At 61.0% G+C, this 26,062-nt stretch carries 24 protein-coding genes; 22 read left to right on the top strand and 2 right to left on the bottom strand.

The features are described 5' to 3' along the window. The first annotated feature begins 21 nt into the window (after nucleotides 1-21). The 5 genes from ACR0IK_RS06715 to ACR0IK_RS06695 all read left to right on the top strand — a co-directional run bounded on the left by ACR0IK_RS06715 (nucleotide 22) and on the right by ACR0IK_RS06695 (nucleotide 6,032). Nucleotides 22-1,503: a UDP-N-acetylmuramoyl-L-alanyl-D-glutamate--2,6-diaminopimelate ligase gene (locus ACR0IK_RS06715; RefSeq protein WP_480640901.1), complete on the top strand. Its 1,482-nt coding sequence runs from the start codon at nucleotides 22-24 to the stop codon at nucleotides 1,501-1,503. Continuing rightward, nucleotides 1,500-2,894: a UDP-N-acetylmuramoyl-tripeptide--D-alanyl-D-alanine ligase gene (locus ACR0IK_RS06710; RefSeq protein WP_480640900.1), complete on the top strand. Its 1,395-nt coding sequence runs from the start codon at nucleotides 1,500-1,502 to the stop codon at nucleotides 2,892-2,894. The genes ACR0IK_RS06715 and ACR0IK_RS06710 overlap by 4 nt, the downstream gene beginning before the upstream one ends. A 24-nt stretch (nucleotides 2,895-2,918) precedes the next feature. Continuing rightward, nucleotides 2,919-4,001, top strand: a complete 1,083-nt coding sequence (gene mraY / locus ACR0IK_RS06705) for a phospho-N-acetylmuramoyl-pentapeptide-transferase (protein ID WP_480589885.1) — start codon at nucleotides 2,919-2,921, stop codon at nucleotides 3,999-4,001. Between the two features lie 150 nt (nucleotides 4,002-4,151). After that, nucleotides 4,152-5,552 (top strand): UDP-N-acetylmuramoyl-L-alanine--D-glutamate ligase, encoded by a 1,401-nt coding sequence (gene murD / locus ACR0IK_RS06700; protein ID WP_480640899.1) that lies wholly within the window; start codon nucleotides 4,152-4,154, stop codon nucleotides 5,550-5,552. 105 nt (nucleotides 5,553-5,657) lie between these two features. Further along, nucleotides 5,658-6,032, top strand: a complete 375-nt coding sequence (locus ACR0IK_RS06695) for a glycine zipper family protein (RefSeq protein ID WP_480589880.1) — start codon at nucleotides 5,658-5,660, stop codon at nucleotides 6,030-6,032. Here ACR0IK_RS06695 and ACR0IK_RS06690 read toward each other — a convergent pair. Next, the gene (locus ACR0IK_RS06690; RefSeq protein WP_480640898.1) at nucleotides 6,029-7,207 is read right to left on the bottom strand and encodes a BaiN/RdsA family NAD(P)/FAD-dependent oxidoreductase; all 1,179 of its coding nucleotides are present in this window, start codon (nucleotides 7,205-7,207) and stop codon (nucleotides 6,029-6,031) included. The two genes, ACR0IK_RS06695 and ACR0IK_RS06690, sit on opposite strands and share 4 nt — an antisense overlap. A gap of 125 nt (nucleotides 7,208-7,332) precedes the next feature. Here ACR0IK_RS06690 and ACR0IK_RS06685 point away from each other — a divergent pair, with 125 nt between their 5' ends. The 17 genes from ACR0IK_RS06685 (at nucleotide 7,333) to ACR0IK_RS06605 (ending at nucleotide 24,584) form a co-directional block, all read left to right on the top strand. Beyond that, nucleotides 7,333-7,626, top strand: a complete 294-nt coding sequence (locus ACR0IK_RS06685) for an antibiotic biosynthesis monooxygenase family protein (RefSeq protein ID WP_480641144.1) — start codon at nucleotides 7,333-7,335, stop codon at nucleotides 7,624-7,626. Nucleotides 7,627-7,794: 168 nt separating this feature from the next. Next, a complete protein-coding gene (gene ftsW, locus ACR0IK_RS06680) occupies nucleotides 7,795-8,958 on the top strand; it encodes a putative lipid II flippase FtsW (protein ID WP_170400396.1) in 1,164 nt (387 codons plus the stop codon). Then, the gene (locus ACR0IK_RS06675; protein ID WP_480640897.1) at nucleotides 8,958-10,055 is read left to right on the top strand and encodes a UDP-N-acetylglucosamine--N-acetylmuramyl-(pentapeptide) pyrophosphoryl-undecaprenol N-acetylglucosamine transferase; all 1,098 of its coding nucleotides are present in this window, start codon (nucleotides 8,958-8,960) and stop codon (nucleotides 10,053-10,055) included. Before ftsW ends, ACR0IK_RS06675 begins: the two co-directional genes overlap by 1 nt. Then, complete coding sequence (gene murC / locus ACR0IK_RS06670) at nucleotides 10,052-11,461, top strand: UDP-N-acetylmuramate--L-alanine ligase (RefSeq protein WP_480592955.1); 1,410 nt, start codon at nucleotides 10,052-10,054, stop codon at nucleotides 11,459-11,461. The genes ACR0IK_RS06675 and murC overlap by 4 nt, the downstream gene beginning before the upstream one ends. Nucleotides 11,462-11,527: 66 nt before the next feature. After that, nucleotides 11,528-11,773 (top strand): DUF2484 family protein, encoded by a 246-nt coding sequence (locus ACR0IK_RS06665; protein ID WP_480592957.1) that lies wholly within the window; start codon nucleotides 11,528-11,530, stop codon nucleotides 11,771-11,773. Beyond that, complete coding sequence (locus tag ACR0IK_RS06660) at nucleotides 11,770-12,036, top strand: DUF2484 family protein (protein ID WP_480592959.1); 267 nt, start codon at nucleotides 11,770-11,772, stop codon at nucleotides 12,034-12,036. The genes ACR0IK_RS06665 and ACR0IK_RS06660 overlap by 4 nt, the downstream gene beginning before the upstream one ends. A gap of 22 nt (nucleotides 12,037-12,058) precedes the next feature. Continuing rightward, a complete protein-coding gene (locus ACR0IK_RS06655; protein ID WP_480592961.1) occupies nucleotides 12,059-12,352 on the top strand; it encodes a hypothetical protein in 294 nt (97 codons plus the stop codon). Further along, nucleotides 12,349-13,275: a UDP-N-acetylmuramate dehydrogenase gene (murB, locus tag ACR0IK_RS06650; protein WP_480592962.1), complete on the top strand. Its 927-nt coding sequence runs from the start codon at nucleotides 12,349-12,351 to the stop codon at nucleotides 13,273-13,275. Before ACR0IK_RS06655 ends, murB begins: the two co-directional genes overlap by 4 nt. Nucleotides 13,276-13,378: 103 nt before the next feature. Continuing rightward, nucleotides 13,379-14,302, top strand: coding sequence for a D-alanine--D-alanine ligase (locus ACR0IK_RS06645; protein WP_480640895.1), 924 nt, complete (start codon nucleotides 13,379-13,381; stop codon nucleotides 14,300-14,302). Further along, entirely contained in the window at nucleotides 14,290-15,291 is a 1,002-nt protein-coding gene (locus ACR0IK_RS06640) for a cell division protein FtsQ/DivIB (RefSeq protein WP_480592965.1), read from the top strand. Before ACR0IK_RS06645 ends, ACR0IK_RS06640 begins: the two co-directional genes overlap by 13 nt. Nucleotides 15,292-15,299: 8 nt before the next feature. After that, nucleotides 15,300-16,634 (top strand): cell division protein FtsA, encoded by a 1,335-nt coding sequence (gene ftsA / locus ACR0IK_RS06635; protein ID WP_480593272.1) that lies wholly within the window; start codon nucleotides 15,300-15,302, stop codon nucleotides 16,632-16,634. Next, nucleotides 16,621-17,037 (top strand): hypothetical protein, encoded by a 417-nt coding sequence (locus tag ACR0IK_RS06630; RefSeq protein WP_480592967.1) that lies wholly within the window; start codon nucleotides 16,621-16,623, stop codon nucleotides 17,035-17,037. The genes ftsA and ACR0IK_RS06630 overlap by 14 nt, the downstream gene beginning before the upstream one ends. 349 nt (nucleotides 17,038-17,386) lie before the next feature. Beyond that, on the top strand, nucleotides 17,387-19,009 hold the full coding sequence (gene ftsZ, locus ACR0IK_RS06625; RefSeq protein WP_480640894.1) for a cell division protein FtsZ: 1,623 nt from the start codon (nucleotides 17,387-17,389) through the stop codon (nucleotides 19,007-19,009). A gap of 213 nt (nucleotides 19,010-19,222) precedes the next feature. Next, nucleotides 19,223-20,143: a UDP-3-O-acyl-N-acetylglucosamine deacetylase gene (gene lpxC, locus ACR0IK_RS06620; RefSeq protein WP_480592971.1), complete on the top strand. Its 921-nt coding sequence runs from the start codon at nucleotides 19,223-19,225 to the stop codon at nucleotides 20,141-20,143. A gap of 127 nt (nucleotides 20,144-20,270) precedes the next feature. Next, a complete protein-coding gene (locus ACR0IK_RS06615) occupies nucleotides 20,271-21,113 on the top strand; it encodes an outer membrane protein assembly factor BamD (protein ID WP_480592973.1) in 843 nt (280 codons plus the stop codon). Between the two features lie 35 nt (nucleotides 21,114-21,148). Further along, nucleotides 21,149-22,798 (top strand): DNA repair protein RecN, encoded by a 1,650-nt coding sequence (gene recN / locus ACR0IK_RS06610; RefSeq protein WP_480640893.1) that lies wholly within the window; start codon nucleotides 21,149-21,151, stop codon nucleotides 22,796-22,798. Between the two features lie 100 nt (nucleotides 22,799-22,898). After that, nucleotides 22,899-24,584, top strand: a complete 1,686-nt coding sequence (locus ACR0IK_RS06605) for a chloride channel protein (RefSeq protein ID WP_480640892.1) — start codon at nucleotides 22,899-22,901, stop codon at nucleotides 24,582-24,584. On the opposite strand, the gene ACR0IK_RS06600 is transcribed toward ACR0IK_RS06605, so the two are convergent. Continuing rightward, the gene (locus ACR0IK_RS06600; protein WP_480640891.1) at nucleotides 24,581-25,945 is read right to left on the bottom strand and encodes a DUF3179 domain-containing protein; all 1,365 of its coding nucleotides are present in this window, start codon (nucleotides 25,943-25,945) and stop codon (nucleotides 24,581-24,583) included. The genes ACR0IK_RS06605 and ACR0IK_RS06600 overlap by 4 nt on opposite strands. Between the last annotated feature and the right edge of the window lie 117 nt (nucleotides 25,946-26,062).

Raw genomic sequence — 26,062 nt, 5'->3', positions numbered from 1 at the left:
CTGTCCAACAAAAGGTGGGTCATGGGCATAAGGACGAAAACACTCAGCCAACTGGCCCTGACCGCAAGGGGCGGTGCGAATCCCGAGATCACCGGGCTGGCCGTTGATAGCCGCGAGGTCAAGGACGGTTACCTCTTCGCGGCCCTTCCCGGCACCCGTGTTCATGGTGGAGAGTATATTCAGTTCGCTCTACGCATGGGCGCTGCCGCAATTCTGACCGACGCCGAAGGGGCTGAGATTGCCGCCGAGGACTTGGCCGCATCGGACGCTGCGCTGGTGGTGGTCGAAGACCCGCGTCAGGCACTGGCCGGATGTGCCGCGCTGTGGTTCGGCGCTCAACCGCAGACGATTGTGGCCGTGACCGGAACCAACGGAAAGACCTCGGTATCGACCTTTGTGCGCCAGATCTGGATGGAACTTGGTCACGCGGCAGTAAACCTCGGCACCACGGGTGTTGAGGGCGCATGGACAGCGCCGCTGGCACACACCACGCCCGAGCCGATCACTCTGAACCGCTGCCTCGCAGAGGCTGCTGAGAACGGCGTCACACATGCGGCGATGGAGGCGTCCTCGCACGGTCTGGAACAGCGCCGCCTGGATGGCGTGCATTTAGCCGCTGCGGGGTTCTCGAACTTCACTCAGGATCATCTGGACTATCACGAAACGTTCGAGGCTTATTTCGCCGCCAAGGCTGGGCTGTTCGACCGGGTTCTGCCGCAAGACGGGACCGTGGTCATCAATATGAACGATTCCAAGGGCGACGAAATCCGCAAGATCGCCGAAGCGCGCGGTCAGTCAGTTCTGACCGTCGGGTCGGGCGGCGCCGATCTGTGCCTGAAGAACCAGCGCTTCGACTCGACCGGGCAGGACCTGCGCTTTTCATGGCAGGGCAAGGTGTTCCAGACTCGCCTGAACCTGATCGGAGGGTTTCAGGCCGAGAACGTTCTGCTGGCTTGCGGTCTGGTCATTGCCGCTGGTGAGAAACCTGAACGTGTTTTCGAAACTTTGCCGCATCTGACAACTGTTCGGGGCCGTATGCAACTGGCCGCGACGCGAGACAATGGCGCAGCGGTGTTTGTCGACTACGCGCACACCCCGGATGCGGTGGCGACGGCGCTGAGGGCGATGCGCCCGCATGTGATGGGCCGTCTGATCGCTGTCGTTGGCGCGGGCGGGGACCGCGACGCGACCAAGCGCCCGTTGATGGGTCAGGCCGCCGCCGAAAACGCTGACGTCGTCTTCGTTACTGACGACAATCCGCGCAGCGAAGATCCGGCCTCCATCCGCGCCGCTGTTTTGCTGGGCGCGCCGGAGGCCACCGAAGTCGGTGACCGGGCCGAGGCCATATTGCGCGGCATTGATGCTTTGCAACCGGGCGATGTCTTATTGATTGCAGGGAAGGGTCACGAGACCGGCCAGATCGTCGGCGACCAGGTTCTGCCCTTTGACGATGTGGAACAAGCCAGCATCAGCGTCGCCGCGCTGGACGGGAGAGTGGCATGACGCTCTGGACCGCGGCCGAGGCTGCTGAGGCTACCGGTGGGCGCGCCACCAACGATTGGGTGGTGAACGGCGTGTCGATCGACACCAGAACCCTCCAACCCGGAGACCTGTTTGTGGCGCTCAAGGCCGCGCGGGACGGGCATGATTTCGTGGCGCAGGCGCTAGAAAAAGGGGCGGGCGCGGCGTTGGTGTCTCGCATCCCTGAGGGCGTATCTGAAGACGCATCGCTGTTAATCGTCGATGACGTGCAAACCGGACTCGAGGCGCTGGGGCGAGCGGGCCGTGCCCGGACGGACGCGCGTGTCGTGGGGGTAACAGGCAGCGTCGGCAAGACCTCGACCAAGGAAATGCTGGCCACCATTCTGGAAACGCAGGGAAAAACCCATGCCAGTGTGGCCAGTTACAACAACCACTGGGGGGTGCCTCTGACACTGGCACGGATGCCGCGCGACACTGAATTCGCGGTGATCGAGATCGGCATGAACCATCCCGGAGAGATTGCTCCGCTGGCCCGGCAGGCGCGTCCGCATGTGGCATTGGTGACGACCGTGGCGGCAGTGCATCTTGAGGCTTTCGAGTCGGTTGCGGGCATCGCCCATGAAAAGGCCGCGATCTTCGAAGGGCTTGAACACGGCGGCGCGGCCATTGTGAATGCCGATATCGATCACGCGGACATCGTACGCCAGACTGCGCAGGATCAAGGGGCCGGGATCGTGGATTTTGGCCGCAAGGCAGTGGATTACAACCTGACCGACGTGTCGCAAAGCGCCGACTCGGTTCATGCCGGGGCGACCGTCGGCGACTTGGTCATCACCTATGATGTGCAGTCGGCAGGAAAGCATTTTGCCATGAACGCGCTGGGTGCTCTGGCGGCTTGTGTTGAGATGGGCGTAGATCTGGACGCGGCCATCGCCGGATTGCGCCGGTGGTCTCCGGTCAAGGGGCGCGGCGTGCGCGAAACGCTGCCTTTGGCGACAGGTGCGCAGATCGAGTTGTTGGACGACAGCTACAACGCCAATCCCACCTCGATGGCGGCTGCATTGGATGTACTGGCCGCGTCGCAAGGCGCCCGTCGGATCGCGTTTCTGGGCGATATGAAAGAGTTGGGCGGGCAGGAAATTGCCATGCATGCCGGACTGGCCGATGTCGCGGCAATGACGCAGGTTGATCAGGTTCACTGCATAGGCCCGCTGATGAAGGCCTTGCATCAGGCGTTGCCCGACGAAAAGCGCGGGCTCTGGTTCGAGACCAGCGCCGAGATGGCAAGACACCTGCCGGAATTGATCCGCTCAGGGGATACGGTGCTGGCCAAGGGTTCGCTCAGCATGGCGCTGGCTCAGATTGTTGACGGTTTGCGGAAAATGGGGCAAGGGAGCGCGCTTGACCCATGATTGCCGCCTAGGAAAGGTATTGTAATGCTCTATTGGTTGACCGCCCTGTCGGATGGAGGGGATTTCTTTAACCTCTTCCGCTACATCACCTTCCGTGCGGGCGGGGCCTTTCTGACGGCGCTGATCTTTGGATTCATCTTTGGCAAGCCGTTGATCAACGTGTTGCGTCGCAAGCAGGGCAAGGGGCAGCCGATCCGGGATGATGGGCCAGAGGCGCATTTTTCCAAGGCCGGGACGCCGACCATGGGCGGTTTGCTTATCGTTGGGGCACTGGTGACATCGACACTGATCTGGGCGAGGTTGGACAACCCTTATGTCTGGATGGTGCTGTTCGTGACGCTGGCCTATGCGGCGATCGGCTTTGCCGACGATTACGCCAAAGTATCGAAACAGAACACCAAGGGCGTTTCCGGCAGGATGCGGATGGCGTTGGGGGTGATTATTGCGGTTCTGGCCTCGCTCTGGGCAACATTGCACCATCCCGAGGCGCTGCAGAACCAACTGGCCGTGCCGGTCTTCAAGGATACGCTGGTCAATCTGGGTGTGTTCTATATCCCCTTTGCGATTGTTGTCATCGTCGGGGCGGCCAATGCGGTGAACCTGACCGATGGCCTGGACGGGTTGGCGATCATGCCGGCGATGATTGCGGCTTCGACCCTTGGGGTGATTGCCTATGCGGTTGGTCGGGTCGACTTTACCGAGTATCTGGACGTGCATTACGTGCCCGGAACCGGGGAAATCCTGATCTTTACTGCGGCGTTGTTCGGGGGCGGGCTGGGCTTTCTTTGGTACAATGCGCCACCTGCGGCCGTGTTCATGGGCGATACCGGGTCGCTGGCCTTGGGCGGTGCGCTGGGTGCGATTGCAGTGGCCACTAAGCACGAGTTGGTTCTGGCTGTTGTCGGCGGCCTGTTCGTGGTCGAAGCGCTGAGTGTGATCATTCAGGTGCTGTATTTCAAACGCACTGGGCGCCGTGTATTCCTGATGGCGCCGATCCATCACCACTACGAGAAAAAGGGCTGGGCCGAACCGACAATCGTGATCCGGTTCTGGATCATCTCGTTGATCCTGGCGATGATTGGCTTGGCTACGCTGAAAGTCAGGTAGTACTCCCGCCAGGTTCGGCGGACCTGCGGTCCTCCTGCCTCCTGTTGGGTCCGGCTCGCGCTGATGCGCGAGCCTTTTGTCACTCTTGCCTTCGGTGGTCCCATCTGCGCAGTGTGGCGGCCAATTGGACGTCAGAAAAAGGTAGGTGGCATGATCCCGGTCAAAGGGTTTTCAGGGCAGAAAGTTGCGGTTCTGGGGCTTGGCCGATCGGGTCTGGCCACAGCGCGCGCGTTGCGGGCAGGTAAGGCCGAGCCGATCTGCTGGGATGACAATCCAGCCGCCCGCGAAATAGCCGAGGCCGAAGGGTTCGCCTGCCTAGATCTGCACCGTCACGGGGCGTTTGACGACATCGCCTCTTTAATTGTCTCGCCCGGTATCCCGCATCTCTATCCTGAACCGAATCCGGTGGTGGCTGCGGCGCTCGTAGCTGGGGTGCCCGTGGACAATGATATTGGGCTGTTCTTCCGGTCCTTTGCGGGGCCGGAATGGAACAATTATGACACCCCTCCGCGCGTGATCGCGGTGACCGGGTCGAACGGGAAGTCGACCACTGCCGCGCTGATTCACCATATCCTGACTGAAGCCGGGCGCGCGTCGCAACTGGCGGGGAATATCGGGCGTGGTGTGCTGGATATTGATCAGGGCGGGGATGGTTCGGTCGTGGTGCTGGAGTTGAGCAGTTATCAGACCGAATTGGCCCGGTCGCTGACGCCGGATGTGGCAGTGTTCACCAACCTGTCGTCGGACCATCTGGACCGCCACGGCGGGATGGGGGGGTACTTCGCAGCCAAGCGGCGCCTGTTTGCTGAGGGTGGCCCGGACCGTGCGGTGGTCGGGATTGACGAAAACGAAGGCGCGTTTCTGGCGGGACAGCTGGCTGAAGGGCCGGCGGATGACCGGGTGATCCGCGTCTCGGTAGCGCGCAGATTAACAGGGCCGGGCTGGCAAGTCTTTTCGCGCAAGGGGTTCCTGTCGGAATACCGCAAGGGGCGGCAGGCCGGGTCGATTGATCTGCGCCAGATCAAGGGGTTGCCTGGCACGCATAACCATCAGAACGCATGTGCGGCCTATGCCGCCTGTCGCGCGTTGGGGCTTGCGCCGCGCGTGATCGAGGACGCACTGCACAGCTATCCCGGACTGCCTCATCGCAGCCAGATCATCGCCGAAGCTGATGGTGTGACTTATGTGAACGATTCCAAGGCCACCAACGTGGACAGTGCGCTGAAGGCGCTGACGGCGTTCAAGAAGATCCGGTGGATTTGTGGGGGGCTTGAGAAAGAAGGCGGTCTGGCGGCGCTTAACGGTGCAGCGGATCAAGTACTCAAGGCCTATGTGATCGGACGCGAGGCCGCAGGTTTTGCAATGCAGCTTGAGGCCGAGGCGCAGGTCTGTACCACCATGGAAAAGGCTGTCGCGCAGGCCATGGCCGATGCCCAGCCGGGTGAGACTGTGTTGCTAGCTCCGGCGGCGGCCAGTTTCGACCAGTACGACAACTTCGAACAGCGTGGAGACGATTTTGCCGAACAGGTTCTGAGGCGGTTGGCGAACTAGTCATTTGCAATAGACCGCCGGTTGGGCCAAGCTGCGGTGCTATCAGCTTGACGCGCCATGACAATTACGTTTGGCTCCGGGCAAATTCAACACGAGGTCATGACTATGCCATTTCGTAAGTTTTCTCTGATCCTGCCTGCTATTCTGGTTGCGGGTGCCTGCACCAATACAGGCGCCAATTATCAGCCTATCGTTGATGGTCCGATCGGTCCGAATTACAACGTTGATCTGCAGCAATGCCAGCAGCTTGCCGCCTCGCAGGCCAGTGTGGATGGCTCTACCGCCGGAAATGCGGCAATCGGCGCGGCGGGTGCCGCAGCGGTTACTGGGATTGTTCAGGACAGCAGCGACAATCTGGGTCGCGCAGCCATTGCTGGCGCGCTTGTCGGTGCGGGTGCGGATGTGATCAACAAGAACCAGAACAAAGAGGTTCTGGTACGCAACTGTATGCGCGGCCGTGGATACAACGTCGTAGGCTAACGGGCCGCGATTGCGGTTCCGGCGGCGTGGCCCGAGGACCACGCCCACTGGAAATTGTAGCCGCCCAGCCAGCCGGTGACATCTACCGCTTCACCAATTGCATAGAGGCCGGGGACATCCCTGGCCTCCATCGTTTTGGACGACAAGTCATCCGTATCGATCCCGCCCAGTGTGACCTCGGCGGTGCGATACCCTTCGGTGCCCGAGGGCGTGAGCTGCCAGTTGGACAGGGCCGAGATCAACTCGGTCAGCGCGGTGTCGGACTGGTCGGCCAGATTACCCTGCATCGGGAAGTGTTCGCTCAGATAATCCACCAGCCGCGCGGGCAGGTGACGGGCCAGTTCCGTTGTCAGCGCCTTGCGGCCACTGTTTTGCCGTTGTTCGCGCAGCAGGTCGAACAGGGGCAGGTCAGGGATCAGGTTGACGCGGATCGCCTCACCCTCGTGCCAGAAGGAGGACAGTTGCAGCGCCGATGGCCCGCTGAGGCCGCGATGGGTAAACAATAGCGCCTCGTCAAAGCTAATGCGGTCGTTCGACAGGCGCGCGGGTAAGGAGAGCCCCGACAGTTCCTTGAATTTCCCGTCCGAAAACGTGAACGGCACCAGTGCCGCGCGCGTCTCGGTCATCCGCAAGCCGAACTGTTTTGCGATGTCATAGGCCAACCCGGTTGCGCCCATCTTGGGGATCGATTTACCGCCCGTGGCCAGCACCAGATTGGCGCAACTCAGGCTGAGGCGCTGGCCCTCGCGGTCAACCTCCAGCACGAACCCAGACCCGGTCTTTCGCAGGTCCTTCACCTCGGTCCGCACCCACAGCTCGGCCCCGGCACGCTCCATCTCGTCCAGCAGCATCTGGATGATCTGTTTCGACGACCCGTCGCAGAACAACTGCCCCAGCGTTTTCTCGTGCCAGGCGATGCCATGGCGCCCGACAAGATCGACGAAATCCCATTGCGTGTAGCGTGCCAGCGCGGACTTGAAGAAATGGGGGTTCTGCGACAGGAAGTTAGCCGGTCCCGCATACATGTTGGTGAAATTGCAACGCCCACCGCCCGAGATGCGGATCTTCTCGCCCGGCGCCTTGGCGTGGTCGATGACCAGCACGCGGCCACCGCAATGGGCGGCGCACATCATTCCGGCTGCACCGGCGCCAAGGATGATCGCGTCATAGGTCATATGCAGCGCATGGCGTGAATTGGCGGGGATGGCAAGTAGGGCGTGTTTAACGGACGGACGGGCTTTGTGATAAACTCCTGCCGTCAAGGAACCGAAATATGCCCAATGCAAAGGAGGGCACCCCGATGATCATGCGAATTTTCCAAGTCACAGTTCGCCCCGGCAAAGAGGCTGAATTCTCAAAGTTTTTCCACGAAACCGCGATCCCTTTGATGCAAAGCACCGATGGCATTGTTCAGGTTCTGCCGGGCGCTCCGCGGACCGACACGCCGCGTGAGTTCAGCTTCGTGATGGTTTGGAGCAGTTTGGACGCGCTGAAAGCCTTTGTTGGCGACGATTATCAAAGTCCGCACATTGATCCGGCCGAAGCCGAATTGGTCGAGTCCAGAACGATCAAACACTACGATCTTGTTGCCTAGGCGATCCGAAGCTTGGGGCGGAGAGCCTTGAATTCAAGCCGTTGGCCTTAGGGCGCTGATTTCCGCAACCGGCCTGTCATTCTGCTAGCCCAAACGCCAAAATGCCTGTAGAGTCTCAATCAGACCCCGAAAACGGGGCGTTAACGAGGCAGATAGTGGCGGTATCTCATGACTGAGATGGTGTATGGCGCGGTCCAGGACCAGCGCGGCGAACCGATTCTACCAAAGTGGTGGCGGACAATTGATCGCTGGACGATGTCCTGCGTTTTGATCCTGTTTGTCATCGGATTGTTGCTGGGGCTGGCCTCATCACCGCCGCTGGCCGGGCGCAATGGATTCGATCCGTTCCATTATGTCGAACGGCAGGCGCTGTTCGGCGGGCTGGCGTTGATTGCGATGCTGCTGACTTCGATGATGTCGCCGACGCTGGTGCGGCGTCTGGCGGTGCTGGGCTTTCTGGGCGCGTTCGTGGCGCTTGCCTTCCTGCCGGTATTCGGCACCGATTTCGGCAAGGGTGCGGTGCGCTGGTATTCACTGGGGTTTGCCTCGCTGCAGCCCTCCGAATTTCTGAAGCCCGGCTTTGTTGTTGTGGCCGCATGGCTGCTGGCCGCGTCGCAGGAGATCAATGGACCTCCGGGGCGGTTGTGGTCTTTTGCGCTGTGTATGGCCATTGTCGGCATGCTGGTTCTGCAACCCGATTTCGGCCAGGCCTGTTTGATCCTGTTCGGTTGGGGCGTGATGTACTTCGTGGCCGGCGCGCCGATGCTGCTGCTGGTTGGCATGGCCGGCGCGGTGGTGCTGGGCGGTATGCTGGCCTATTCCAATTCGGAACACTTCGCCCGGCGGATTGATGGGTTTCTGAACCAAGAGGTCGATCCGACCACTCAGATCGGTTACGCCACCAACGCAATTCGCGAGGGTGGCCTGTTCGGAGTGGGTGTTGGCGAGGGGCAGGTGAAGTGGTCTCTGCCCGATGCGCACACGGATTTCATCATCGCGGTCGCGGCCGAGGAATTCGGCCTGATCCTGGTGCTGATCATCATCGCGCTGTATTCGATCATCGTGGTGCGCTCTTTGCTGCGGCTGATGAAGGAACGCGACATGTTCATTCGTCTGGCGGGCACCGGTCTGGCCTGCATGTTCGGCGTGCAGGCGATGATCAACATGGGTGTCGCGGTACGCCTGCTACCCGCCAAGGGCATGACGCTGCCGTTTGTCAGCTATGGCGGTTCGTCGCTGATTGCGGGCGGTATTGCAGTCGGGATGCTATTGGCGTTTACCCGCACCCGCCCACAGGGCGAGCTTGGCGATATTCTGCGCGGACGAGGTTGATGACCAAACCCTATCTACTGATTGCGGCGGGCGGCACTGGGGGCCATATGTTCCCGGCGCAGGCCCTGGCCGAGGCGATGTTGCAAAAGGGCTGGCGCGTGCGCTTGTCCACCGACGCGCGCGGCGCGCGTTATACCGGTGGTTTTCCGCACTCGACTGAATTTGCCGAGGCCTCCTCGGCCACCTTCGCCCGGGGCGGTTTGGCTGCGAAAGCACTGGTGGGGCCGAAGATTGCCGCTGGCGTGACCGGCATGGCTGTTCAGTTGATGCGTGACCGGCCGGATGTGGTTGTGGGCTTTGGCGGTTACCCGTCGATTCCGGCGCTGGGCGCGGCGACGATGCTGAAAATCCCGCGCATGATTCACGAACAGAACGGTATACTGGGTCGGGTGAACCAGTTGTTCGCGACCCGCGTGTCACAAGTGGCCTGCGGAATCTGGCCCACTGATCTGCCCGAGGGGGCCAAGGGTATCCATACCGGCAATCCGGTGCGCGCCGCGGTGTTGGAGCGGGCAGCAGCTGGCTATATCCCGCCCGGCGATTACCCGATGTCTGTCTTGGTAATGGGCGGCTCGCAGGGCGCGCGCATCCTCAGCGATGTGGTGCCGGGCGCGATTGCTGCTTTGCCGGACGAACTGCGTAATCATATCCGCGTCGCTCATCAGGCGCGCGACGAAGACGGAGAGCGGGTTACCGCCTTTTACGCCGATCACGGCATCCGAGCCGAGGTTAAACCATTCTTTCAGGATGTCCCCCGACGTATGTCCGACGCTCAGTTGGTCATCAGCCGTTCGGGCGCGTCCAGTGTTGCCGATATCTCGGTGATCGGGCGACCTTCGATCCTGGTCCCGTTTGCTGCGGCCGCAGGCGACCACCAGACCGCCAATGCGCGTGGGCTGGTACAGGCAGGCGGGGCGATCATGATTCCAGAAAACCTGCTTGACGTTTCCGCGCTGACCGAGCAAATCACCGCCGTTCTGACAAACCCCGAAGCCGCACAAAAGATGGCCCATGCCGCCCTTTCGACCGGCGCGCCGGATGCGACCGAGCGTCTGGTGCACCTTGTCGAAGATCTGGCGCAGAAGGAGACCGCATGAATCCAGCAACCAAACTGCCGCAAGACGTAGGGCCGATCCACTTCGTTGGGATCGGAGGGATCGGGATGTCGGGGATTGCCGAGGTGCTGCTGAACTTGGGTTACCGGGTTCAGGGGTCAGACCTGAAAGCCTCGAAGATCACCGATCGTCTGGCAGGTTTGGGGGCCGAGATTTTCGTGGGGCAACGTGCGGAAAATCTGGAAAACGCTGCCGTTGTTGTGGTGTCGACCGCGATTAAACCCGGCAACCCGGAACTGGACGGTGCCCGCGCGCAAGGTCTGCCGGTTGTCCGCCGCGCCGACATGCTGGCCGAGCTGATGCGGCTGAGATCAAACATCGCCATCGCCGGAACCCACGGTAAGACCACCACGACCACGATGATGGCCGAGTTGATGGTGGCGGGTGACTTTGACCCGACCGTGATCAATGGCGGGATCATCCACGCCTACGGCTCGAACGCGCGGATGGGGCAGGGCGAATGGATGGTGGTCGAGGCCGACGAATCCGACGGCTCGTTCAACCGTCTGCCCGCAACCATTGCCATCGTTACCAATATCGACCCCGAGCATATGGAGCACTGGGGCGATTTCGACAAACTGCGCGACGGGTTCTATGAGTTCGTCTCGAACCTGCCTTTTTACGGTTTGGCCGTGTGCTGTACCGACCATGCCGAAGTGCAAACACTGGTGGGCCGCATCACCGACCGCCGCGTGCGCACCTATGGCTTTAACGCTCAGGCTGATGTGCGGGCGGTGAATCTGACCTATAAGGGCGGCGTTGCCCATTTCGACATCCACCTGCAATACGAAGACACGGTGATTGAAGGTTGTACCCTGCCGATGCCGGGCGATCACAACGTCTCGAACGCGCTGTCCGCGGCTGCGGTAGCCCGTCATCTGGGTATGAAAGCCTCAGAGATCCGCGATGCTTTGGCCAATTTCGGCGGTGTGAATCGCCGGTTTACCAAGGTGGGCGAAGTTGATGGTGTCACCATCATCGACGATTACGGCCATCACCCGGTTGAAATAACCGCCGTGCTGAAAGCCGCGCGTCAGGCGACCGAGGGCCGTGTCATCGCGGTGCATCAACCGCACCGCTACTCTCGGCTGTCCAACCTTTTTGACGACTTCTGCACCTGTTTCAATGATGCAGACGTGGTGGCCATCGCCGAAATCTTCGCCGCCGGAGAAGACCCGATTGAAGGCGCATCCCGCGACGATCTGGTCCAAGGTTTGATCCGTCACGGCCACCGCCACGCCCGCGCGCTGTTGGATGAAAGCGATCTGGAACGATTGGTCCGCGAGCAGGCTCGTCCCGGTGACATGGTCGTTTGTCTGGGCGCCGGGACGATCAGTACCTGGGCCCATGGGTTGCCTGCGCGGCTGCAGCAAAAACAAGCAGTTTGACGCAATGGACTTTTGGGTGACGCAACTTTAAAGTGTAGCGTCGCAACGTCCTCGGAGGGGCAGCAGGTGTATTCAGTTGTGTTCGCATCCATGTGGGTCGTGGCCGCGACAATCGTGGCCATGTTGCCGATGCGGTTGCAGTTTCCTCCGGGAATTGTGTTGCTGATCTCTGCGCCTGTCTTAATCGTTTGGCTGGGATACGACTATGGCTGGTTCCTCTCGGTACTGGCCTTCGCCGGCTTTGTGTCCATGTTCCGTAACCCAATCCGGTATTACTGGCGCCGGTGGTCGGGTAGGGAGATCGAGGAATGAACTGGTCCATCGCCCTTGCCGCGCTGTGGGGGATTGCCGCAAATGTGCTGGCGATGCTCCCAAGCAAAGACAATCACTGGACGCGCGCCTATATCCTGGTTGCGGTTGGTATCCCGATATTGGGCTATGTCACTTTGCAGAACGGCCCGTGGGTCGGGCTGCTGGTTCTGGCGATGGGCATGTCGGTGCTGCGCTGGCCGGTTATTTACCTGACCCGTTGGACAAAGGCGAAAATGCAGGGCATGAAGGCGACCAACAAGTAACGACCGCTTTCAGGAGGCCCCCATGGTCGACATCGCCACATTTGCTTATCTGCCACTGATCACGCTGGTCCTTGGGGCCGTGGCAGGCTTTGTTGCGGGGCGCTGGATCGGCCTCAGGGGTCTGTTGTTGCTGATCGGGCTGACTTCTGTCGTTTCGCTGGTTTTGATTGTAATGCTGGCAGGCGTCGGCACTGGCGAAGAGGAACAGGCCTTTGGGCCCTTCATCTGGCTGACCGGAGCGGTCCTGCCCTTCCTTTTGGCGGTCATAGTGGGCGGGGTCGGTGGGCGTAGCCTGGCTGCAAGAGCAAACACATGATCAATTTGACCGAAGTCAGGGGGCGCCTGACGCGGGCCCGATCTCTGAACGACCTGACCTGGCTGCGTGTTGGCGGGCCGGCAGACTACCTGTTTCAGCCCGCGGATATCGAGGACCTGCAGTGTTTCCTGCGTGATCTACCCGCAGAGGCCCCGGTTTTCCCGATGGGCGTCGGATCGAACCTGATCGTGCGGGATGGTGGTCTGCGCGCCGTGGTGATCCGGCTGGGGCGCGGGTTCAACGGTATCACGGTTGAGGGTAACACGGTTACCGCAGGCGCAGCCGCGCTTGATGCGCATGTAGCGCGCAAGGCGGCGGATGGGGGCGTGGACCTGACTTTCCTGCGCACCATTCCCGGCTCGATCGGCGGCGCGGTGCGGATGAACGCCGGTTGTTACGGTAGCTACACCGCTGACGTGCTGCGCAAGGCCACCATCGTCACGCGGCAGGGAGAGTTGGTTGACTTGACCCCTGACGACCTGAACTTTCGCTACCGGCAATCCGACCTGCCCGAAGGGGCGGTATTGGTTTCGGCGACGTTCGAAGGCCCCGCGGGTGACCCGCAGGACCTGCACGACCGCATGACGGCGCAGTTGCAGAAACGCGACGAGACTCAACCCACCAAGGACCGCAGCGCCGGGTCGACGTTCCGAAACCCGGCCGGGTTTTCATCGACCGGGCGGGCGGATGATGTACATGACCTCAAGGCCTGGAAGGTGATCGACGACGCGGGAATGCGCGGAGCGACGCTGGGCGGGGCTCAGATGAGCCCGAAGCACTCGAATTTCCTGATCAATACCGGCACCGCCACAGCCGCCGACCTTGAAGGTCTGGGTGAAGAGGTGCGAAAAAAGGTTTACGAAACAAGCGGCATAACGTTAGAGTGGGAAATCATGCGGGTCGGTGATCCGCTGAAAGAATAAAGCCCCAACCGTCAGACCATAACAGGCAAAATCAGGCGACGGATCAAAGGCATAACGCAGTACGGACCACCCTATAAGGTCCGGGGACATTGAGGCGCACGAAGTGGGACTGTCGAGCAGGACAAACCCCAAAGTGGCGGTATTGATGGGTGGCCCCTCGGCGGAACGCGAGGTGTCTCTCAGCTCTGGGCGCGAATGCGCAGCCGCCCTTGTGGGAGAAGGCTTTGAAGTGGTCGAACTGGACGCAGGTCCCGACCTCTACGCGCGCCTTTCAGAGATCAAGCCGGATGTGGTTTTCAACGCCCTGCATGGCCGCTGGGGCGAGGATGGCTGTGTGCAGGGCCTGCTGGAATGGATGCGCATCCCGTATACGCATTCCGGTGTGCTGGCCTCGGCATTGGCAATGGACAAGCAACGCAGCAAAGAGGTGTTTCAGGTCGAAGGCCTGCCCGTTGTTCTCAGCGTGATCGTGCCCAAGGTCGAAGTAATCAAGGTCCACGTGATGGAACCGCCTTACGTGGCCAAGCCGAACAACGAAGGGTCCAGCGTTGGTATCTATATCGTTCACGAAGGCTCGAACGGTCCGCCGCAGCTGTCGGACGAGATGCCCGAGCATGTGATGGTCGAGAAGTACATTGCTGGCCGCGAGTTGACCGTGACCGTGATGGGTGACCGTGCCCTGACGGTGACCGAGATCATGACCGATGGCGGCTGGTACGACTATGACGCCAAGTACAAGCCCGGTGGCTCGTGGCATGTGCTGCCCGCTGAAATCCCACAGGACATCTTTGACCTCTGCATGGACTACGCGCTGCGCGCCCACAGGGCGCTTGGGTGCAAGGGCGTTTCCCGAACCGATTTCCGCTGGGATGACAGTATGGGGGCCGATGGGTTGTTCCTGTTGGAAACCAACACGCAGCCCGGCATGACGCCGACCTCGCTGGTGCCAGAACAAGCCGAGCATCGCGGCATGACTTTTGGTCAGCTTTGCGCCTGGATGGTGGAGGACGCCTCGTGCAACCGCTGAGAGCCACCCGCGCGCCGGTGATCCATCGCTCGAAACCGCTGGCCGGGCCGGATGCCGATTTCGCGTCAGGTGCCCATCACGATGTCGAGCCGAAACTGCGCCTGCGCGGGGCAAAGCTGTTCGGGCGTAAATCGCAGCGGTTCGATCCGGCCCCGTCGCGTTTGAGCTATCGCCTTCAACGTTGGATGCTGACGCCGGGTGTTAGGCGCGGGCTGAAGGTCGGGCTGCCGATTGCGGCGGTCTGTGCCGCCATCGGGCTGTACTTCAGCGCAGAAGACCGGCGCGAGGCCGTGGTTGCCTATGTCAACGACATCAAGACCTCGATCCAGCAGCGCCCGGAATTCATTGTCAATCTGATGGCCATCGATGGCGCAGGCACCAACCTGTCCGAAGATATCCGCGAGGTTGTGCCGCTGGATTTCCCGATGAGTTCCTGGGATCTGGATGTCGAACAGATCCGCGACACGATCACCGGGTTGGATCCGGTCAAATCCGCCTCGGTCCGCGTCCGCCCTGGCGGCATTCTTCAGGTCGATGTGGTCGAGCGGCAGCCGGTCATCGTCTGGCGTACACGCAGTGGGATCGAATTGCTGGACGAAACCGGCGCGCATGTTGAGCGGATCGCGTCGCGAAAGGATCACTCTGACCTGCCGCTGATCGCGGGCAAGGGGGCGGATGCTCATGTAGGTGAAGCGCTGCAACTGATGACAACCGCACGCAGCCTTGGCACCAGGGTGCGGGGCCTGGTGCGGATCGGCGAGCGCCGCTGGGATCTGGTTCTGGATCGCGGCCAACGCATCATGCTGCCAACCGAGCGCCCCGTGCGCGCGCTAGAGCGCGTGCTGGCGGTGAACGAAGTGCAGGATCTTTTGGAACGTGATGTGGCGGTGGTGGATATGCGCCTTGGGCAGCGTCCGACCATCAGAATGACCAAAGCCGCCAGCGAAGACTGGTGGAATACAAAAGTGACAGTGGGTAACGGGCAGTAACGACCATGATGACCGATCTTTATCAGTCCCAACGGGCCATGCGGCAGATGCGCAGACAGGCGATGCAACGCGGTGTTGTCGCCATTCTGGATGTTGGCAGTTCCAAGATCGCCTGCCTTGTGCTGCGGTTCGACGGTACCGGACGGCTGAGTGAGGATAACAGCATTGGGTCTCTGGCCGGTCAGACCGGGTTCCGGGTGATCGGCGCAGCGACTACGCGGTCGCGCGGCGTACAGTTTGGCGAAGTCACCGCCATGCAGGAGACCGAACGCGCGATCCGGACGGCTCTGCAGGCGGCTCAGAAGATGGCTGATATCCGGGTGGATCACGTGATCGCAAGTTTCTCGGGTGCAAATCCGCGTTCGTACGGTCTGGACGCGCAGGTCGATTTGGAAGGACAAGTGGTTTCCGAGGCCGAGGTCGGCCGCGTGCTGAACGCCTGCGACGTGCCGGACTACGGCGCAGGTCGCGAAGTGCTGCACGCCCAGCCGGTGAATTTCGCGCTCGATAACCGCTCGGGCCTGATCGACCCGCGTGGGCAGATGGGGCAGTCGCTGGCAGTCGACATGCACATGCTGACCGTCGACGCGGTCGCGATCCAAAATATCGTGCGCTGCATCAAACGCTGCGATCTGGAATTGGCGGGGATTGCAAACTCGGCCTATGTGTCGGGCATTTCCGCGCTGGTCGAGGATGAGCAGGAATTGGGCGCGGCCTGTATCGATATGGGTGGTGGTACGACCAGCGTTTCGATCTTCATGAAGAAACACATGATCTATGCTGATTGCGTGCGTATGGGTGGGGATCACGTGACTGCTGATATCTCGATGGGGCTGGGCGTCCCGGCGGCTGTGGCCGAACGGATCAAGACCTTCAACGGTGGCGTTCACGCAACCGGGGCCGATGATCGGGATCTTATTGATATCAGAGGCGATACCGGCGATTGGGAGCATGACCGCCGCACCGTCAGCCGGGCCGAGTTGATCGGAATCATGCGTCCGCGCGTGGAAGAGATCTTGGAAGAAGTGCGCGTGCGTCTGGATGCGGCCGGGTTCGAGCATATGCCCAGCCAGCAGATCGTGCTGACCGGCGGGGGTAGTCAGATCATGGGGCTTGATGGACTTGCGACCCGTATATTGGGCCAGCGTGTCCGACTTGGCCGCCCGTTGCGTGTTCACGGCTTGCCGCAGTCGGCAACCGGGCCGGGGTTCTCATCGGCTGTGGGGCTAAGCCTGTTCGCCGCGCATCCGCAGGACGAATGGTGGGATTTCGAAATCCCGGTCGACACCTATGCCGCGCGGCCCTTCAAGCGTGCAATGCGCTGGTTCCGTGACAATTGGTAATCGGGCAGGGGTCGCGGCGTTGATCGCCCTAGCCCCGTTCGCTGCGCATGCCCAGACCCGCATCACGCCTGAAACCTTCCTGGCTGCGGTCCAAGGCAAGACGGTCACATTCGTCGACTATCCCAGCGGTTTTCTGGTGGGTACCGAGGAATTCCTCAGCCCCACATTGTCCGTTTGGCGGATGGAGGGGCGGGGTTGCGTTTACGGGCAAATCACCACGCCGAACGGCCAGATCTGCTTTTTGTACGATGACGATCCTGATGACGTGCCGGTTTGCTGGTGGCCCTTTCTGCATCAAGACCGCCTGATGGTTCGACTGGCCAGTTTCAGCCGCCGCGAGATTCAAGAGGTGCGCAGCATCACCGAGGACGGGCTGAATTGTCCAAGTGTCCCTATTAGCTAAAGAAATGGGTTGCGGCCCTCAGTTTTATCCCGCAAGATATCCACAAGGCCCGTCAGAGGCCCCGCGGCAGGACCTGAGCAGTTTTCCGCATCTTGAAAATCGGTCGAAACCCTAAGTGACGTGCATGTTGGCTACGACGCATGTGTCGCTTGCGTTGTGGTGGGTTGAGATTATTTCGCAACATCTGGCGTTCAATGCGAAATACCGCTGATTGCCGCCATATTTCCTCCATATTTTGTGGAATTTGGCGATTTTTGGCGTGACCTTTGCGGTTTGGATCGGTAGGATTGTAAGCGGATAGGTAAGAAAAACACCGCTTTGGCGGATCAAAAAAACAGGCGGACAGAGCATGACATTGAATCTTTCGATGCCCGGGCACGACGAACTGAAGCCTCGGATTACAGTATTTGGCGTTGGCGGTGCGGGCGGAAACGCCGTTAACAACATGATTGAAAAACAGCTGGACGGCGTCGAATTCGTTGTCGCCAACACCGACGCGCAAGCGCTGCAGCAAAGCCAGTCGTCTGCGCGGGTGCAATTGGGCGTGAAAGTCACCGAAGGTTTGGGTGCTGGTGCGCGGCCCGCCGTAGGTGCCGCAGCCGCCGAAGAAAGCATCGAACAAATCGTCGATCATCTGGCTGGTGCGCATATGTGCTTTATCACCGCCGGTATGGGCGGTGGTACCGGAACGGGAGCGGCTCCGATCATCGCGCAGGCCGCGCGGGAACTGGGTGTACTGACTGTCGGCGTTGTCACCAAACCTTTCCAGTTTGAGGGTGCCAAGCGGATGCGGCAGGCCGAAGACGGTGTTGAATCGCTGCAAAAGGTCGTTGACACTCTGATCATCATTCCGAACCAGAACCTGTTCCGTCTGGCTAACGAGAAAACCACCTTTACAGAGGCGTTCTCGATGGCGGATGACGTTCTGTATCAGGGCGTTAAGGGCGTGACCGACCTGATGGTGCGTCCCGGCCTGATCAACCTCGACTTTGCCGATGTCCGCGCCGTGATGGACGAGATGGGCAAGGCGATGATGGGTACTGGTGAGGCCACCGGCGAAGATCGCGCGGTTCAGGCGGCCGAGAAGGCGATCGCCAACCCGCTGCTGGACGAAATCAGCCTCAAGGGCGCCAAAGGCGTGTTGATCAACATCACCGGTTCCCATGACCTGACGCTGTTCGAACTGGACGAAGCCGCCAACCGCATCCGCGAGGAAGTGGACCCCGAAGCCAACATCATCGTCGGTTCAACCCTGGATACTGCGATGGAAGGCGGAATGCGTGTTTCGGTTGTGGCCACCGGCATCGACGCCAGCGAGAAAAGCGAAGACGTACCGGTTGCGCGCCGCCCCATGTCGGCTCCGCTGACCCGCACCGTTTCGGCAGAAGAGTCGCGGCAGGACGAGGCCCCCGCGGCAGTGGCTGAAGTGGCCGAGCCTGCGCCGCAGCCTGAAGTCAACCGCGAACCCTCGCTGTTCGAAACTGCCGAGGAACCGGCGCAGCCGCAATTCCAGCCGCGGGCAGAGCAGGACGATGACGGTTTGCCGCCCCCGGCATATCAGCCGCGCGTGGCCGAATTCGAACCGACCCCCGAGCCGGTTGAGCCTGCGCCCGAGAGCTTTGTTGCACCGCAGCCGCAGGCCGCGGCCGGCACACCGTCGCCCGAGGCACTGCAGCGTCTTCAGGCCGCCGTTCAGAATATCCCAGCGGCCGCGCGTGGCCATCCCGCGCCCCGTCCGCAGACCCCGCAACCGGCAGCGACGCCGCAGGCGGATGCACATGATCGTCCCCGGTTCGGCTTTAACCGCCTGATCGACCGGATGACCGGCCACGCCGCCGATACCCCGGCCCAACCGGTGCGCCAGCAGCCTCCGATGCGCCAGGCTGACGCTACGGCACCTGCGCATGACGAGGCCGACCCCGAGCAGGATCGGATCGAAATTCCCGCGTTCCTGCGCCGTCAGGCTAACTGAACCCGGTAACAATGTACCTAAAAAGGGTCGCCGTTTGGCGGCCCTTTTATTTTTAAATACATGGGCTTGTCCGTATGTAAGCAGGGATTTGCCGATCTGTTACATTCATGTTTCATTCAGTTACAAAGAGTGAGTTGAGCCTTTTCCCGACCTTCCTTAGTTGAATGTCCAACACGGGCCAGAAAGGCCGGAAACCACTCACCGAGGTTCACCTTGCAACATACGCTCAAATCTCCGATCACGTTTACAGGCGTTGGGCTGCACAGCGGCAAGCCTGCGACGATGGTCCTGAAGCCGGCAGCTGCCGGTCACGGCATCTGGTTCAAACGGACGGATATCGAGCTGGGCAATGCGTTGATCCCTGCGATCTATGACGTGGTAGAGCGCACGCCACTGTGCACCCGTCTGGTAAATGAAGCAAACGTCTCGGTGTCGACTGTCGAGCATATCATGGCCGCGCTGGCCGGATGTGGCGTTCATAACGCGCTGATCGAGATCGATGGTCCCGAGGTTCCGATCATGGACGGCTCGTCGATCGATTTCGTGCGCGGCATCATGGCCAAGGGTGTCCGCCGTCAGGCCAGCCCGGTTCTGGCCTTCGAAGTTCTCAAGCCGGTAACCGCATCGCGCGAAGGCGCAAGCGCGTCGATTGCACCTGCGGACGGTTTGATCATCGACTTCCATATCGATTTCGAGGACAGCGCGATTGGCAGTCAGACCAAGCGTCTGGACATGCGCAACGGCTCTTTCGCACGTGAACTCAGCGATTGCCGCACCTTCTGCCGCCGTACAGATGTCGAAGCGATGCGTGAAAACGGCCTTGCCCTGGGTGGTACCTTGGAAAACGCCGTCGTCGTACAGGGTAACGAAGTGCTGACCCCGGGCGGTTTCCGCCACGCGGATGAGGCGGTGCGCCACAAGATGCTGGACGCTCTGGGTGACCTCTATCTGGCGGGTGGTCCGATTCTGGGCCACTTCACCGGTGACAAGTCCGGCCATGCCATGACAAACACGCTGCTTCGCAAGCTGTTCGAAACACCCGGTGCGGTACGCCCGGTGCTGTGCACCCCAGAACAGGCCGCGCGCCTGCCGGGGCAGGGCCTTGTCTGGGACGAAATTCCCGAAGTTGCCTGATTAGATCACCTCTGTCGACAATTCCGCCAGCGGGTGTACTAAGGCGTTTTGCCCCGGAATTATATGTGCTAAACCGAAGCCCAATCCGGGGCTTACCCCGATAAGCAATACGACAAGGATAGGCGGAATGGTTGGCACCAAAGCGGCAGTCAGGTTCGCGGGCGCGATTCTTCTGACAGCAGTTTTGACGGCCTGCGGCGACAGTGGCGCAGACCGCAATCAGAACCTGGAAGGCTTTACGCCAGAACAGATTTTCACACGTGGTGAGTTTGAGCTGTCGCAGAATCGCTCGGACGATGCGGCGTGGTATTTCTCGGAAGTGGAGCGTCTGTATCCTTATTCCGACTGGGCCAAACGCGCGTTGATCATGCAGGCGTTTTCGTTCCACACGGACAAGAATTACGAAGAAAGCCGCGCTGCCGCGCAACGCTATATCGACTTTTACCCGACGGACGAAGACGCGGCATATGCGCAGTACCTTCTGGCGCTCAGCTACTATGACCAGATTGATGAGGTCGGGCGCGACCAGGGCTTGACCTTTCAGGCGTTGCAGTCGTTGCGGACGGTGATCGAGGTCTATCCGGACAGCGAATATGCTACCTCGGCCGTGCTGAAGTTCGATCTGGCCTTTGACCACCTGGCTGGCAAAGAGATGGAGATCGGGCGCTATTACCTTCGTCAGGACCATTATACTGCGGCCATCAACCGATTCCGCGTGGTGGTCGAGGATTTCCAGACCACCACCCACACAGCCGAGGCGCTCTATCGTCTGATCGAGGCGTATCTGTCGCTGGGTCTGGTAGATGAGGCGCAGTCGGCTGGGGCTATTCTGGGTTACAACTACCAGTCGTCCGAATGGTACGATGCGGGCTACAAGCTGCTGACCTCGCGCGGGTTGGAGCTGAAGAGCCGCGGCAACAACTGGCTCAGCCAGATCTACCGCCAGACGATCAAAGGTGAGTGGTTGTAATCGCCATGGCTACAGGCGTGGGACGCTGAGACCCGATGCTGCGCGCCCTTGATATCCGCGATATGCTGATCATCGACCGGCTGGAACTGACGTTTCAGCCAGGTTTAAACGCTTTGACCGGGGAAACCGGTGCGGGCAAGTCGATCCTGCTGGATTCGCTGGGTTTCGTGTTGGGCTGGCGTGGGCGGGCCGAACTTGTCCGTCAGGGGGCGGCTCAGGGCGAAGTTGTTGCCGAATTTGAACTCGGCCCAGATCACCCTGCCCATGCGGTTCTGGCCGAAGCTGGCTTCCCCGGAGGTGAGGAGCTGATCCTGCGCCGCATCAACACCGCCGAAGGCCGCAAGACCGCTTGGGTCAATGACCGGCGTTGTTCCGGTGAGGTGCTGCGGGCGCTGTCCGAGACTTTGATCGAACTGCATGGTCAGCATGATGATCGCGGGTTGCTGAACCCGCGCGGGCATCGTGCCATGCTGGATGATTATGCCGGGGCGGGGGATCATCTGACGGCTGTACGTGTCGCGTGGACCGAAAGGTCCCGCATGTGTAAAGCTCTGGCAGAGACCGAGGCGACCCTCGCCGCCATGCGCGCCGAAGAGGAATTCTTACGCCACGCGGTCGCCGAACTGGACAAGCTGGATCCGCAGCCCGGTGAGGATGCCGAACTGGACGCACGTCGCCGGATGATGCAGGGGGCTGAACGAATTCGCGACGACGTGGCTCGTGCTTTTGATCTGCTGGGCGGAGACGGGGCCGAAGGGTCCATGTCCGACGCTGTTCGTTGGTTGGAAGGTGTGTCGGACAATGCGGGCGGGCAGCTTGAGGAGCCCATCGCCGCGCTTGGCCGTGCCCTGATCGAATTGGGTGAGGCGCAGGATGGCGTGAATGCCTGCCTTCAGGCGCTGGATTTCAACCCGGCAGAGCTTGAGGCCGCCGAAGAGCGCCTGTTCGCCATCCGCGCGCTGGCGCGCAAGCATAATGTTACCCCGGACGATCTGGGGGCATTTGCTGATACGCTGCGTGACCGGCTGAACCGTTTGGACGCGGGCGATGCCGATCTGGCCGAACAGCGGGCCGCGGTCGAGGGCGCTCAGGTCGCCTATGACAACGCCGCCGCGGTGCTCAGCGCCACGCGGCAGCAGGCTGCCGGACAGCTGGATGCTGCGGTGATGGCCGAACTCGCACCGCTGAAAATGGAACGCGCGGTGTTTCAGACCGAAATCACTGTCGCTGATCCCGGCCCTGAAGGAACAGATGCAGTGGCATTTACCGTCGCCACCAACCCCGGTGCACCGTCTGGGCCGCTGAACAAGATCGCCTCGGGAGGTGAACTCAGCCGTTTCCTGTTGGCGCTCAAGGTCTGTTTGACGGGTGACGACAGCGCACGCACCATGATCTTTGACGAAATTGACCGAGGCGTCGGCGGGGCGACGGCCGACGCGGTGGGACGGCGTTTGGCGTCGCTGGCGCAGGGGGGGCAGGTGCTGGTGGTGACACACTCGCCGCAGGTCGCCGCACGTGCGGCGCATCATTGGCGGGTGCAAAAGCAGGTCATGGACGGGCAGACTCTGTCCACAGTCATCCCGCTGGCCGATCCCGACCGCGTAGATGAGATCGCCCGCATGGTGGCCGGAGACACCATCACCGACGAGGCCCGCGCCGCAGCCCGTGCCTTGCTGGATGCCTGAGATATTTCTGCCGCTTTCCGATTCTCAAACCGTCGCGATCCCACTTTTATAAGGGCGCCCCGTAGCTTAGTAAGGGATAAGACTTGATCCCCGAGGGCCAATGACCCAATCGACCCGAACCGTCTTGCGCAACCAGCTCAATCAGGCTCTGGCCGCGATGAAGGATGCTTGGCGCGTTATGCGGCGGCGCGGACCCAGCCAGATTCAGTTCTGGTTCATAGCGCTGGCCATCGGGGTCGCCGCCGGGTTCATGGCGCTGGGGTTTCGCAAGGCGATCCGAGCGCTGCAGGCCTATGTCTATGATACCGAGGACATCCTGCTGCTGCACAGCCATGCCGAGAAACTGCCATGGTTTCTGATCCTGATCACCCCCATTATCGGCGGGCTGATCGTGGGGCTGATCCTGCACAAGTTCACCGATGACGGGCGGGTGCGCTCGGTTGCGGACGTTATCGAGGGCGCTGCGCTGACAAATGGCCGGGTCGAGGGTAAGGCGGGGATCGCGTCCTTCCTTGCCTCGCTGATCACACTCAGCACCGGCGGTTCGTCCGGGCGAGAGGGGCCGGTGGTGCACATGGCCGGGGTGATCTCGACCTGGGTCAGCGACCGAATCCACGCCGATGGAATCACCGGGCGTGATCTGCTTGGATGCGCTGTGGCGGCGGCGGTTTCGGCCAGCTTCAATTCGCCCATCGCAGGCGCTTTGTTCGCGCTTGAGGTGGTGCTGCGCCACTTTGCCGTGCACGCCTTTGCGCCCATCGTTATCGCCTCGGTTGCAGGTACAGTGATCAACCGGCTGGAATATGGCGACGTAACTGAATTCGTTCTAGATACCCCCGGGTCATTGCAGTTTTATGTGGAGCTACCCGCTTTCCTGATCCTCGGCCTCATTTGCGGGCTGGTTTCCTTACTGCTGATGCGCTCGATCTTCTTTGCCGAGGATATCGGCACCCATATCCAAAACCGCCTGTCCTTACCACGCTGGCTGCGGCCAGCGGTATCCGGGGCAATGCTGGGCCTTCTGGCAATTTGGTTCCCACATATCATAGGCGTCGGGTACGAGACGACGATCCGCGCCTTGGCGGGCGATCTGACTCTGACTGTCGCAATCCTGTTTGCGGTAATCAAGACAATCGCTTTGGCGATCACCATGGGTGGGCGAATGGGTGGTGGGGTTTTCTCGCCCTCACTGATGATCGGGGCGCTGACCGGGCTGGCCTTTGGCCTCATCGCCACGGGGCTGCTGCCGGATGTATCCGGGACCCATACGCTCTATGCTTTTGCCGGAATGGGGGCCGTGGCCGCCGCCGTGTTGGGCGCACCGATTTCAACCACCATGATCGTCTTTGAACTGACCGGAGATTGGCAGATCGGTCTCGCCGTGATGGTCTCGGTTTCGATGTCCACGGCGCTGGCCTCGCGCCTTGTGGATCGGTCTTTTTTCCTGACCCAGCTGGAACGCCGCGACGTGCATTTGGCCGCAGGACCGCAGGCCTACCTGCTGGCGATGCTGCGCGCCGGGGCGGTGATGCGGCCTATCGGAGATGCGAAGTCAATCACCAGGGACGAGGCGCTGGATCTGATCGAGCAGGGTCTTTGCGTGCAGGCCAGCGCTACGTTGGAGGCGGCGATGCCCTATTTCGATCGCGACGAGATCCCCTGCATTCCGGTTGTGACCCTGGAGGAAGATGGCAGCGAAAACCCGGTGGGTGCGCTCTATCACATCGATGCGCTCAAGGCCTATAACCGAGCGCTGGCGGCGACTGCCGCCGAAGAACACTCCTAGTCGCGATACACCGTCGCCACATCGCCAAGATAATTGTCCCAGGCGAACCAGTACGAGATATGACCCGCGACCCGCAGCAATCGGGTGCCGTCCGGCCCGATCAGGGCCTCTTCGGTCAGAATCCATTTCCGGCCGGTCTGATCCACCAGCCCGCCGTCCGAGGCTTTGAACTGGTGTGATTTCCTCTCATAGGCGCGAACGGTGCGCTTGTCAGCATTACCGATCAGAACCAGAGGGTGTTTGGCAATCGCGTCATTGATCACCCGGGTTCTGCTGAACGCCTCCAGCGGCCAGGCTCGCGCCGCACCGAACTGGCGGATGGCAAAGACGTAGTCCTTTTGCCGATGCGAGGATTGATCGACCAGCGCGGGGAACATCAACTCGGGCGAGGCGAAATACTCACGATACACCACCCCCGAGCCATAGTTGCGCCGATGCCCGGTGTTCAACGAAAGAACGCGAGTGCCGGGATGCGAGGCCTTCCAGCTTTCCCACGTGGTAATCACCACTGGGCGCTGTTTCAGTTCGATCCCGCTGTCGACCAGCGGACCCACGACGGGCTTGCCGGTATACTGGTTCCACAGCGAATGCGTCTCACGGTCAAACATCAGCTTGTTCGAGCGATACAGGAACCCCGACGAGCCGAAGATCAATGGCTTTCGCCGCCCCGAAACCTGCGTTTCGAACAGAATGCCCGAGCCGCACAATGTGCAATAGGCCAGCGCGACAGGCACGCCGCCGATCACCTCATTGAACATTTCGTGCCAGCCCATGATGCGCAGCGGGTAGGCGCGCTCATCTCCGTTGATCGAGATCCCAAAAACCAGATCGTCATCTTTCAGGTAATTGGCCTGCGCGGCTTGTATCAGCGTCGGGTTGTCTAGCGACGGGATACCATCCTTGCTCACGCCGCCCCAGGCGATCTCTTCCAACCGGATTTTCATCTTGTCCCGCTGCAGGTATTCGGGGCGCAGGAAATCGTCGAAGTTCTGGTCGATCCCCAGCAATACTTCGCGCTTGAACGGGATCAATGACGGGTGGGGGACAAGCTGCGGGTTCCGTTCCTGCCACAACATCCAGATGAACCAGTCGGCGCCGATACTTTCCCCGGTCAGGGTTTGTATGACCTTGGCGATCTCGGCGCTGCGCCGTCGGCCATAGCGCATTCCGGTCAGCAGGGCGGGAACTACGTCCGGGTCGCCGCGCTGCACCAGAAAGGCCATGCCCTGCTTGAATTCTGCGTTGCTGCCGTAAAGCGTGGTCCTGACGGCCTCTAGCACAGGATCCTGTTGCGCCCAAAGTGCGTTGGGCAGCGCGACTGCCCCCAACAGTCCAGCAAAACGGCGGCGAGTGATCGACATGGCATCCTCCGGTGGTGAGCACGCGTATTCTGCACGGTCTACCGCTCACATGCACTCAACAGCCGCGTGAACTCGTAAGCTCATTCGCGGTACCTGCCAGTTGCCAAAAGGACCCGT

Source organism: Ruegeria sp. BF7 (genome assembly GCF_056538605.1).
This window is presented reverse-complemented; position numbering and strand designations above follow the sequence as displayed.

What these genes read in the sequence shown, in the direction of transcription:
- ACR0IK_RS06715 (WP_480640901.1), top strand. Translation starts at nt 22, where the DNA reads ATGGGCATAAGGACGAAAACACTCAGCCAACTGGCCCTGACCGCAAGG.
- ACR0IK_RS06710 (WP_480640900.1), top strand. Translation starts at nt 1,500, where the DNA reads ATGACGCTCTGGACCGCGGCCGAGGCTGCTGAGGCTACCGGTGGGCGC.
- mraY (WP_480589885.1), top strand. Translation starts at nt 2,919, where the DNA reads ATGCTCTATTGGTTGACCGCCCTGTCGGATGGAGGGGATTTCTTTAAC.
- murD (WP_480640899.1), top strand. Translation starts at nt 4,152, where the DNA reads ATGATCCCGGTCAAAGGGTTTTCAGGGCAGAAAGTTGCGGTTCTGGGG.
- ACR0IK_RS06695 (WP_480589880.1), top strand. Translation starts at nt 5,658, where the DNA reads ATGCCATTTCGTAAGTTTTCTCTGATCCTGCCTGCTATTCTGGTTGCG.
- ACR0IK_RS06690 (WP_480640898.1), bottom strand. Translation starts at nt 7,207, where the DNA reads ATGACCTATGACGCGATCATCCTTGGCGCCGGTGCAGCCGGAATGATG.
- ACR0IK_RS06685 (WP_480641144.1), top strand. Translation starts at nt 7,333, where the DNA reads ATGATCATGCGAATTTTCCAAGTCACAGTTCGCCCCGGCAAAGAGGCT.
- ftsW (WP_170400396.1), top strand. Translation starts at nt 7,795, where the DNA reads ATGACTGAGATGGTGTATGGCGCGGTCCAGGACCAGCGCGGCGAACCG.
- ACR0IK_RS06675 (WP_480640897.1), top strand. Translation starts at nt 8,958, where the DNA reads ATGACCAAACCCTATCTACTGATTGCGGCGGGCGGCACTGGGGGCCAT.
- murC (WP_480592955.1), top strand. Translation starts at nt 10,052, where the DNA reads ATGAATCCAGCAACCAAACTGCCGCAAGACGTAGGGCCGATCCACTTC.
- ACR0IK_RS06660 (WP_480592959.1), top strand. Translation starts at nt 11,770, where the DNA reads ATGAACTGGTCCATCGCCCTTGCCGCGCTGTGGGGGATTGCCGCAAAT.
- ACR0IK_RS06655 (WP_480592961.1), top strand. Translation starts at nt 12,059, where the DNA reads ATGGTCGACATCGCCACATTTGCTTATCTGCCACTGATCACGCTGGTC.
- murB (WP_480592962.1), top strand. Translation starts at nt 12,349, where the DNA reads ATGATCAATTTGACCGAAGTCAGGGGGCGCCTGACGCGGGCCCGATCT.
- ftsA (WP_480593272.1), top strand. Translation starts at nt 15,300, where the DNA reads ATGACCGATCTTTATCAGTCCCAACGGGCCATGCGGCAGATGCGCAGA.
- ftsZ (WP_480640894.1), top strand. Translation starts at nt 17,387, where the DNA reads ATGACATTGAATCTTTCGATGCCCGGGCACGACGAACTGAAGCCTCGG.
- ACR0IK_RS06615 (WP_480592973.1), top strand. Translation starts at nt 20,271, where the DNA reads ATGGTTGGCACCAAAGCGGCAGTCAGGTTCGCGGGCGCGATTCTTCTG.
- recN (WP_480640893.1), top strand. Translation starts at nt 21,149, where the DNA reads ATGCTGCGCGCCCTTGATATCCGCGATATGCTGATCATCGACCGGCTG.
- ACR0IK_RS06605 (WP_480640892.1), top strand. Translation starts at nt 22,899, where the DNA reads ATGACCCAATCGACCCGAACCGTCTTGCGCAACCAGCTCAATCAGGCT.
- ACR0IK_RS06600 (WP_480640891.1), bottom strand. Translation starts at nt 25,945, where the DNA reads ATGTCGATCACTCGCCGCCGTTTTGCTGGACTGTTGGGGGCAGTCGCG.